The sequence below is a fragment of the Bradyrhizobium sp. I71 genome, from assembly GCF_022354745.1.
Classification (GTDB): Bacteria; Pseudomonadota; Alphaproteobacteria; order Rhizobiales; family Xanthobacteraceae; genus Bradyrhizobium; species Bradyrhizobium liaoningense.
The window spans coordinates 1,489,593-1,498,349 of record NZ_CP059398.1; the positions used below are offsets into that span (position 1 = coordinate 1,489,593).

Below are 8,757 nucleotides of genomic sequence, written 5' to 3' on the forward strand. Positions count from 1 at the left end.
TCTGGTCCCTCTTGTTACGTCAGTGCAGTTGCGGCGGGACGACCTCGAGGCCGCTGTCCGTGGTCCGCCAGGTATCAGGCGTCGGCTGGTGGTTCGCCTCGCGATCGGCGATGACGAGATTGGCAAGATCGAAGATCAGACTGCGCGTGCCGCGATAGCCGACCGACAGCTGGTGCCCGGCACCGAGACGGTCGAACATCGGAAAGCCCGCGCGGTAGAACGGGATCCTCAGGCGCGAGGCCGCCTGGCGGCCGTGGGAATGGGTAATAAGGAGATCGCAGTCGCGCGCCTTGGCAAGCTCTTCCAGGTCTTCGAGATCGCCGATCAGGACCTCCTGCGTCCTGACGCGCTCCAGCACGGGCGATGCCGTCGTGGTCACGGCGACCGCGACCTCCGCACCCATCTCGTGCAGCATGCTGGAGAGATCGAACAGCAGGTCCGGCTCGGCGCCGATCGCGAGCTTGCGACCGCCGATGTGGAAATGCGTATCCAGCATTGCGTCCGCGAGCTGGCCGCGCTGCCGGCGGTACTTCGCCGGCACCGGCCGGCCGCTGATCTCGCTGAGGAATGCGATGAATTCGTCGTTCGGGGCGAGGCCGCAGAGCCGCTCGAACAGGCGGAACGGCACGCCCGCCCTCTGCTGCATCGCTTCCGCCGCGCGCTTCATCTGCGCGCCGATGGCGATGGTCCATCCCGCCTGCCCCATGGTCGCGATCTCGTCGACCCCGATGCCGCCGATCGTGGTCGGCGTGAACTCGTCCGGGATGTGCCCGTCGAGCGAGCCGGCAAGGTCCGGCAGGAAGGACGGCTTGAGCCCGAAATCCTCGATGATCGTGCGCAGCTCGTCGAGATCTCCCGGCGTGAGGTGACAGCCCGGCAGGACGTTCACGCGCGCCGGGTCGCGCACGGCACCCGCCTCAGCGGGGTCGACGAGCACTTCGACCATGCGCGCGACGGTCTTCTCCCAGCCGTCCTGGAAAGCGTCCTTGAAATCGGGCGTCGAGACATAGACCAGCGGGAACTTTTCGAGCTGCGGGTGCTTTTGCCGGATCAGGCGGATGAAGCCCTCGACGTCGTCGCCCTTGGTCTCGGTGACGCCGGTCGAATTGATGCCGATGATCTCCGGCTTGGTGCGATTGTAGATGTTGAGGATCGCCTGCTCGACGTTCTCATAGCCGCCGAGCACGGTCGCGACCTCGCTCATCGCGGTGGTCTGCATCGGCACGGCTTCCTTGAAATGCCGCACGAACAGGGTCAGTCCGAACGAGGTGCAGCCCTGCGAGCCATGCAGCAGGGGCATCGCTCCGCGCAGCCCCATGAAGGCGAACGAGCCGCCGATCGGCTGGCTCATCTTGAGCGGATTGACCGAGCAGGCTTTCTTCGAGGTGGTGACGATGGCCATCGGCTGCGCCCTACTCCGCCGCCTGGAGGATCGGCGTCGGCCGAGCGGCGAGGATGTCCTCGATCCGTCCCTTGCAGGCGCCGCAACCGCCCGAGGCGTTGGTGTGCTCCTTGACCGCGTCGACGGTGGAAAGGCCGTGCGCAGCGATGGCATCCTCGATGCTGCCGAGGTCGACGGTCTTGCAGTGGCAGATCTTCCTGGCGCGGCGGGTCGCCTCCGCAAGCGCCGGATCGGCGGCGATCTCGGCGGCCTGCGCATCCATCTGCGCGATCGCCTTGGCCTGCCAGTTCACGCCCGCATCGTCCCACGGCGCGGGTCGGCGGAGCTGGGCCCACATCGGGTTGTAGAGCGCCTTCTCGATCTCCTCCATCAGCTTGACCATGCCGATGTAGCCCATATAGGCGTGACAGCGCTCCTGGTTGATGTCGAGCCAGGGCATCGCCGCTTTCAGCGCAACGAACTGCGACTTGCCGCCGGAGAGCATGATGTCGGCGCGCGCGTCCTTCAGCATCTTGTACATCTCGCGCGGCGTCATGTCCTCGATCATGTGGGCGTCCTGCCCCATCAGCTCCTTGATCCGCTCCTTGTCCTCCTTGGTGGACTTCTTCACGGAGGTGCCGACGATCTCGAGACCCGCCTCCTGGAGCGCGGCGACCACGGACCAGGACTTCACGCCGCCGGTGATCAGCAGCACCTTCTTGTCCTTGAAGCGCGGCTTGAAGCGCTCGATCGCGGCCCAGGCCTTGGCTTCCTCCCGCGCGATCACCGCTTCGGTGCGCTCCATCAGCTCTGCCGGCGCGCCGCGCTCGATCAGCAGGCGGGCGATCTCGCGCAGCGAATCGCTGGAGTCCTGGATGCCGTAGAAGGAGCCCTCGAAGTAGGGGATGCCGTAGCGTTCCTCCATCTTGCGGGCGACGTTGATCATCGCCTTGGAGCACACCATCATCGCGGCCCTGGCCCGATGCGAGTAAGCCAGCTCGCGGTATTTCCCGTCACCGGAGATGCAGGAGAGGATCCGAATGCCGAGTTCGTCCAGCAGCGGCTTGACCTGCCAGAATTCGCCAGACAGGTTGTACTCGCCGATCATGTTGATGTCGTAGGGCGTGGTATAGTCGGGCTCAGCGGTACCGATCACGTGCTCGAGCAGCGCCTCGCCGGCCAGCTTGTTGCCGAGGTTCTTCGGGCCGACGAAGCCGGGCGAATTGACGGGGATGACCGGCTTGCCGAACTTCGTGGCCGCAGCCTTGCAAACCGCGTTGATGTCGTCGCCGATCATGGCCGGCACGCAGGTCTGGTAGACGAAGATCGCTGGCGGGTCGTATTTCTCGATGATCTCCCTGATCGCCTTGTAGAGCCGCTTCTCGCCGCCGAACACGATGTCGGTCTCGTTCATGTCGGTGGTAAAGCTGCGCCGCCAGAGATCGGAGCCAGACGAGGCGCTGCCGCGATTGTCCCAGGAATTGCCCTCGCAGGCGATCGGGCCGTGGACGAGATGAGCGACGTCGGTGAACGGCTGCAGCGCAATCTTGGCACCGTCGAAGGCGCAGCCGCCTGCGGCCCCTCCCGGCTGCAATTGCTTGGTACAGCCCTTCTTGCGCTCGGCCTCCGTCTTGTTGGCGTTCTTGCCGCAGCCCGGCTCGTTGAAGACGTCCTGGATGGTGGCCGACAGCGAGCTCATGCGTCTCTCCTATTCCCTGACCCGCTGCGCGAGCGTTGTGCCCCGCAGTCTCGATCGCTCTGGCTAGACTGGTGGTCTGCCGCCGCCCCGTCGGGCGGCGGCAGCTCTCATAGACGTCAGCGGATGATGTCGAAGCTGTAGTCGGTCTTCGCAGGCACGTTGGTGTTCTTGTCGATCTCGTCGAAGATCTTGTCGAGGATCTTGACCAGAACGTTCATGCCGCCCTGATAGCCCCACACCGGATAGCGGTGGTGGTGGTGACGATCGAACACCGGGAAGCCGATGCGGATCAGCGGCGTGCCGGTGTCGCGCTCCAGATACTTGCCGTAGGTGTTGCCGATCAGGAAATCGACCGGCTCGGTGAACAGCAGCGATCGCATGTGCCAGAGATCCTTGCCCGGATAGGCATGACAGTTCTTGCCGAACGGCGAGCTGGCGAACAGCGCCTGCATCTTTTCCGCCCAAGCCTTGTTGCCGTTGGTCGAGAGCACATGGGTGGGCTCGGCGCCGAGCTCGAGCAGGAAGGCCGCGAGCCCATAGCAGAGGTCCGGATCGCCGTAGATCGCGAACTTCTTGCCGTGGATATGAGCGCTCGAATCGGCCATGGCATCGACGAGACGGCCGCGCTCCTGCTCCAGTGCCTTCGCAATCGGCTTGCCCGTGATGCGCGACAGCGTCATCAGGAACTCATCGGTGGCACTGACGCCGACGGGATGGTTGAAGGCCGCGACTTCGTGACCATGTCCCTCGATGAAGGGGAGCGTCTTCTCGGTGCAGTATTGCTGCATGGAGATAGTCGCCTTGGCGTGGATCGCGTTCGCGGCGTCCTCCAGCGTGGTACCGCCGTCATACATGCGGAACTCGCCGTCGGTCGGCGTGTCGAACACGTCGCTGTTATCAGCGAGTATCGTGTATTCGATCCCCATCAGTTCGAAGATGCGCTTGATCTCGCGGATGTTGCCGACGGTGTAGCCGTCGAAACCGCCGATGAAGTTGATCTTGCCATTCTCCTTGCGCTCCAGCTTCGGCGCGGTGCCGGCCTTGCCGTCCCAAAAATGCTCCAGGATGCCCTTGAGCGCGTTGTCGTAGCCGGTCACGTGGCTGCCGACGAAGGCCGGCGTATGAGCGAAGGGAACGTCGTACTCGTTGGGAACGGAACCCTTTTCCTTCGCCGTCTTGATGAAGGCATTGAGGTCGTCGCCGATCACCTCCGCCATGCAGGTGGTGGAGACGGCGATCATCTTCGGCTTGTACATGTTGTAGGTGTTCGCGAGCCCGTCGATCATGTTGTTCAGGCCGCCGAACACAGCCGCATCTTCCGTCATCGACGAGGAAACGCAGGAGCTCGGCTCCTTGAAGTGGCGAGACAGATGGCTGCGGTAATAGGCGACGCAGCCCTGCGAGCCGTGCACGAAGGGTAGCGTGCCTTCGAACCCGACGGCGACGAACACGGCACCCAGCGGCTGGCAGGCCTTGGCCGGGTTCACGGTCAGCGCTTCGCGGGCGAAGTTCTTCTCGCGGTATTCTGGCGTCTTGGCCCACTCCCGGATCCGCTCGACCTCCGCGGGATCGTGCGGATTCTCGAACAGGGCCTTCTTGTTGGCCAGCATCTGCTGGTATTCCGGTCCCCGGAACAGCTCGAAGTGATCGAGCACGTGTTCGGCATTCTGTGTCATCGTGGCACCCTTGTTGGATTCGTGTTCGATCGCCTGTCTCCGGCTCTTCCCCGAATGAAGAAGAGCCGGACGTCAGCCTCTGTCATTCCGCCGCCATCAGGCTCGGCCGCGGGGCATCCTTCCAGGGTGCCTTGGTCTTCTTCCAGATCGGAGAGTTGATGGCCATGTCCATGTCGCGCGCGAAGATCGCGAACCCGTCATAGCCGTGATAGGGACCGGAATAATCCCACGAGTGCATCTGTCGGAACGGCACGCCCATCTTCTGGAAGACGTACTTCTCCTTGATGCCCGAGCCGACCAGATCCGGCTGGATCTTCTCGACGAAGCGCTCGAACTCGTAGCCGGTGACGTCGTCATAGATCAGCGTGCCGTCCTTGACGTAGTGCTGGGCCGTGCGCTGGTAGTCGTCATTGTGACCGAACTCGTAACCGGTGCCGACCACCTCCATGCCGAGGTCCTCATAGGCGCCGATCACGTGGCGGGGACGCAGGCCGCCGACGAACAGCATCACCGTCTTGCCTTCCAGGCGCGGGCGATACTTGGCGATCACCGCGTCCATCAGCGGCTGGTACTTTGCGATGACGCGCTCGGCGCCCTCCTTGATCTTGTCGTCGAAGAAGCTCGCGATCTTGCGCAGCGACTCCGCGATCTTGGAGGGACCGAAGAAGTTGTACTCGCACCAGGGGATGCCGAACTTCTCCTCCATGTGGCGGGAGATGTAGTTCATCGAGCGGTAGCAGTGCAGGACGTTGAGCTTCGCCTTGGGCGTCGCCTCCAGCTCGGCGAGGCTGCCGTCGCCGGACCATTGCGCGATCACGCGCAGGCCCATCTCCTCGAGCAGGATGCGCGAGGACCAGGCGTCGCCGCCGATGTTGTAGTCGCCGATGATCGCGACGTCATAGGGCGTCGCCTCGAAGGCCGGCTTCGCGTCCGGGGAGATCTTGTCGAAGATCCAGTCCCGCACCGCGTCGTTGGCGATGTGGTGGCCGAGCGATTGCGAGACGCCGCGGAAGCCTTCGCAGCGCACCGGGACGATGGTCTTGCCGTCATACTCCTTGGACTTCACCTTCGAGACGGCCTCGATATCGTCGCCGATCAGGCCGATCGGGCATTCCGACTGGATGGTGATGCCGTGGTTGAGCGGAAACAGCTCCTGGATCTCGTCGATGATCTTGGCGAGCTTCTTGTCACCACCGAACACGATGTCCTTCTCCTGGAAGTCGGAGGTGAACTGCATGGTGACGAAAGTGTCGATGCCGGTCGTTCCGATGTAATAGTTGCGCCGCGCCGCCCAGGAATACTGCCCGCAGCCGACCGGGCCGTGGCTGATGTGGATCATGTCCTTGATCGGACCCCACACAACGCCCTTGGAGCCGGCATAAGCGCAGCCGCGAATGGTCATCACGCCGGGGATGGACTTCAGGTTCGACTTGACGCCGCAATCGGACTTGCCGGCTTCGTGCACATTGAGGTGCTTGGCGCGGCGCTTTGCAGTCTTCTCCGGATAGACCTTCAAGACTTCGTCGATCAGTTGCTTGTTGCGGGCCTTGATCTCGGCGACGCTCTCTGTGGTTGCTAGGCTCATGCGAATATCCCTCGGTTATCCCTGTGTGAACGATCGGACGCCTCAACCGGCGCGCCGCTCTCGCGATCTCTTCCGCGAGGTCGCCTTGCACAAGGACTTTTGCAACGAGTGTGCCAGCGCATGCCGAAGACAAAAAGTGAAGCGATTGGAGACAGATAGCTTCGACGCTCGCGTTTGTTGCAAACCCGACATCGCATCATGTCGACATGTGCGTGCGCGAAGGGCTGTTCGAAACAAAACAATGCGTGTCGTCGCCAGATGGCATTCGTCGATGCATTTTCCTGCAGGGAATCGTCGATCCGCGCTGCGGTATGGGGCTTGCTTGATGCGTCTCACCAATGCATCGAGGCGATCATGCAGCTTGAAACGAACTCTCGGCCAACGCCGATCGGCGACATCATCGAGAACTTCTCGCTCCTCGAAGAGTGGGACGACCGCTACCGCTACGTCATCGAACTGGGCCGCATGCTGACGCCCTTTCCGGAGGAGCAGCGGACCGACGCCAACAAGGTGCAGGGCTGCGTCAGCCAGGTCTGGCTTGCGACCACGATCGAGCACCGCGACGGGCGGCCGTTCCTCACCTTTGCGGGCGACAGCGACGCTCACATCGTCCGCGGCCTGGTCGCGATCCTGATCGCGCTTCTGTCGGGACGACCGGCCGCGGAGATCTCAGGCGAGAATCCCCTCGCCTTGTTCGAGCGGCTCGGGCTCGGCGAGCACCTGACTCCACAGCGCTCGAACGGATTCCGGTCGATGGTTGCGCGGACGCGTGCAGATGCGACGGCCGCACTCGCGGAAGCCGTATGACGCCTGGAGAACGTCAGGCGACGTCGAACGCGGTTCCCATCCGCATCATCTCGTGGTCCGCCATGATGACGAACACCGACCGGGCCGTGAATTCGACCGTGTAGTAGACCTCGCCGAGAAAGCGCCAGCTCTCGCGCACAATGCCGGCATCGCCGGGGTGCACGAGCGGCTCGCCGACATCCTTGTGCGGATACATGCCGTCGTTCCGGATCAGTGCCGCGGCGCGGATCGGTTCACCGACCGAGTACTCGCCGGTGAAGCGCCGCTCCATGTTCCGCACCGTTCGGCGACGATAGGCATCGCAGACGATGCGGGCAACTGGCCGCGGCTTGACGGGACGCGGCCTGGTGGCGATCCGTTCGCTCATGAGAGCAGCTCCTGGGCCCTGGTCAGGGCCGCGGCCAGCGCATCGACCTCCTCCAACGTGTTGTAGAGCGCGAACGAAGCGCGGCAGGTGGCGGTCACGCCGAAGCGGTCGAGCAGCGGCATCGCGCAATGGGTTCCGGCGCGAACCGCCACACCGGAGCGATCGATCACGGTCGCAAGGTCGTGAGCGTGGGCGCTCTTCATCTCGAACGACACGATCGCGCCCTTGTCGGCGGCGGTTCCGATGATGCGCAGCGAATTGATCCCACGCAGACGTTCCTCGGCATAGGCCAGCAGGCTCCTCTCGTGCCTGCGGATCCGCTCCTTGCCGATCGATTCGACATAGTCGATGGCGGCGCCGAGGCCGATGGCCTGCACGATCGGCGGCGTGCCGGCCTCGAAGCGATGCGGCGGCTCGCCATAGGTGACGCCATCGCACGAGACTTCGCGGATCATCTCGCCGCCGCCGTTGAAGGGCGGCATGGCCGCCAGATGCTCGTACTTGCCGTAGAGCGCGCCGATGCCGGTCGGCCCGTACAGCTTGTGCCCGGTGATGACGTAGAAGTCGCAGCCGATGTCGCGCACATCGACATCCATGTGGACCGCGCCTTGCGAACCGTCGACCAGGACGGGAATCCCGCGGGCATGCGCCAGCCGCACGACCTCCTTGACCGGAACGACACTGCCCAGCACGTTCGACATCTGGGTGATTGCAACCAGCTTGGTCTTCGCGTTCAAGAGCTTCTCGAACTCGTCGATCAGGAAATTGCCCTCGTCGTCGACCGGCGCCCATCTGATCACGGCACCCTGCCGTTCCCTGAGGAAGTGCCACGGCACGATATTGGCGTGGTGCTCCATGATCGAGAGTACGATCTCGTCGCCTTCGCCGATCCTTTCGCGACCGAACGTCTGGGCCACCAGGTTGATCGCCTCCGTGGCCCCCCGGGTGAAGATAATCTCTTCGCGCCGCTCTGCATTGAGAAAACGGGCAATCCTATCGCGCGCGCCTTCATAGGCTTCGGTGGCGGCATTGGCGAGATAATGCAGGCCACGGTGCACGTTGGCGTATTCGCTGGTGTAGGCCTGCGTCAGCCGGTCAAGCACGGCATTCGGCTTCTGGGCCGAGGCCGCATTGTCCAGATAGACCAGCTTCTTGCCATGCACCTGCGTCGACAGGATTGGAAAGTCCTGGCGGACGCGGTTGACGTCGTAACTTCCGTTGGCGACCGCCGGATGCATGGAA

General features: G+C 63.5%; 7 protein-coding genes. 1 reads left to right on the plus strand and 6 read right to left on the minus strand.

All coding sequences use genetic code 11. The annotated features are described in order from the left end of the window. Nucleotides 1-19: 19 nt before the first annotated feature. The 4 genes from nifN to nifD form a co-directional block, all read right to left on the minus strand. A complete protein-coding gene (gene nifN, locus FJV43_RS07455; protein WP_239625799.1) occupies nucleotides 20-1,402 on the minus strand; it encodes a nitrogenase iron-molybdenum cofactor biosynthesis protein NifN in 1,383 nt (460 codons plus the stop codon). A 10-nt stretch (nucleotides 1,403-1,412) separates the two neighbouring features. After that, nucleotides 1,413-3,080, minus strand: a complete 1,668-nt coding sequence (gene nifE / locus FJV43_RS07460; protein WP_239625801.1) for a nitrogenase iron-molybdenum cofactor biosynthesis protein NifE — start codon at nucleotides 3,078-3,080, stop codon at nucleotides 1,413-1,415. A gap of 116 nt (nucleotides 3,081-3,196) precedes the next feature. Further along, a complete protein-coding gene (nifK, locus tag FJV43_RS07465) occupies nucleotides 3,197-4,756 on the minus strand; it encodes a nitrogenase molybdenum-iron protein subunit beta (protein WP_239625803.1) in 1,560 nt (519 codons plus the stop codon). A gap of 82 nt (nucleotides 4,757-4,838) precedes the next feature. Then, nucleotides 4,839-6,341, minus strand: coding sequence for a nitrogenase molybdenum-iron protein alpha chain (nifD, locus tag FJV43_RS07470; protein ID WP_239625805.1), 1,503 nt, complete (start codon nucleotides 6,339-6,341; stop codon nucleotides 4,839-4,841). A gap of 354 nt (nucleotides 6,342-6,695) precedes the next feature. On the opposite strand from nifD, the gene FJV43_RS07475 reads away from it, so the two are divergent. Then, entirely contained in the window at nucleotides 6,696-7,148 is a 453-nt protein-coding gene (locus FJV43_RS07475) for a SufE family protein (RefSeq protein ID WP_239625807.1), read from the plus strand. 13 nt (nucleotides 7,149-7,161) lie between these two features. Here FJV43_RS07475 and FJV43_RS07480 read toward each other — a convergent pair whose 3' ends face one another. Both FJV43_RS07480 and FJV43_RS07485 read right to left on the minus strand, forming a co-directional pair. Next, entirely contained in the window at nucleotides 7,162-7,515 is a 354-nt protein-coding gene (locus FJV43_RS07480) for a nitrogen fixation protein NifZ (protein ID WP_239625809.1), read from the minus strand. Next, entirely contained in the window at nucleotides 7,512-8,753 is a 1,242-nt protein-coding gene (locus FJV43_RS07485; RefSeq protein ID WP_239625811.1) for a cysteine desulfurase, read from the minus strand. Before FJV43_RS07485 ends, FJV43_RS07480 begins: the two co-directional genes overlap by 4 nt. Nucleotides 8,754-8,757 lie beyond the last annotated feature (4 nt).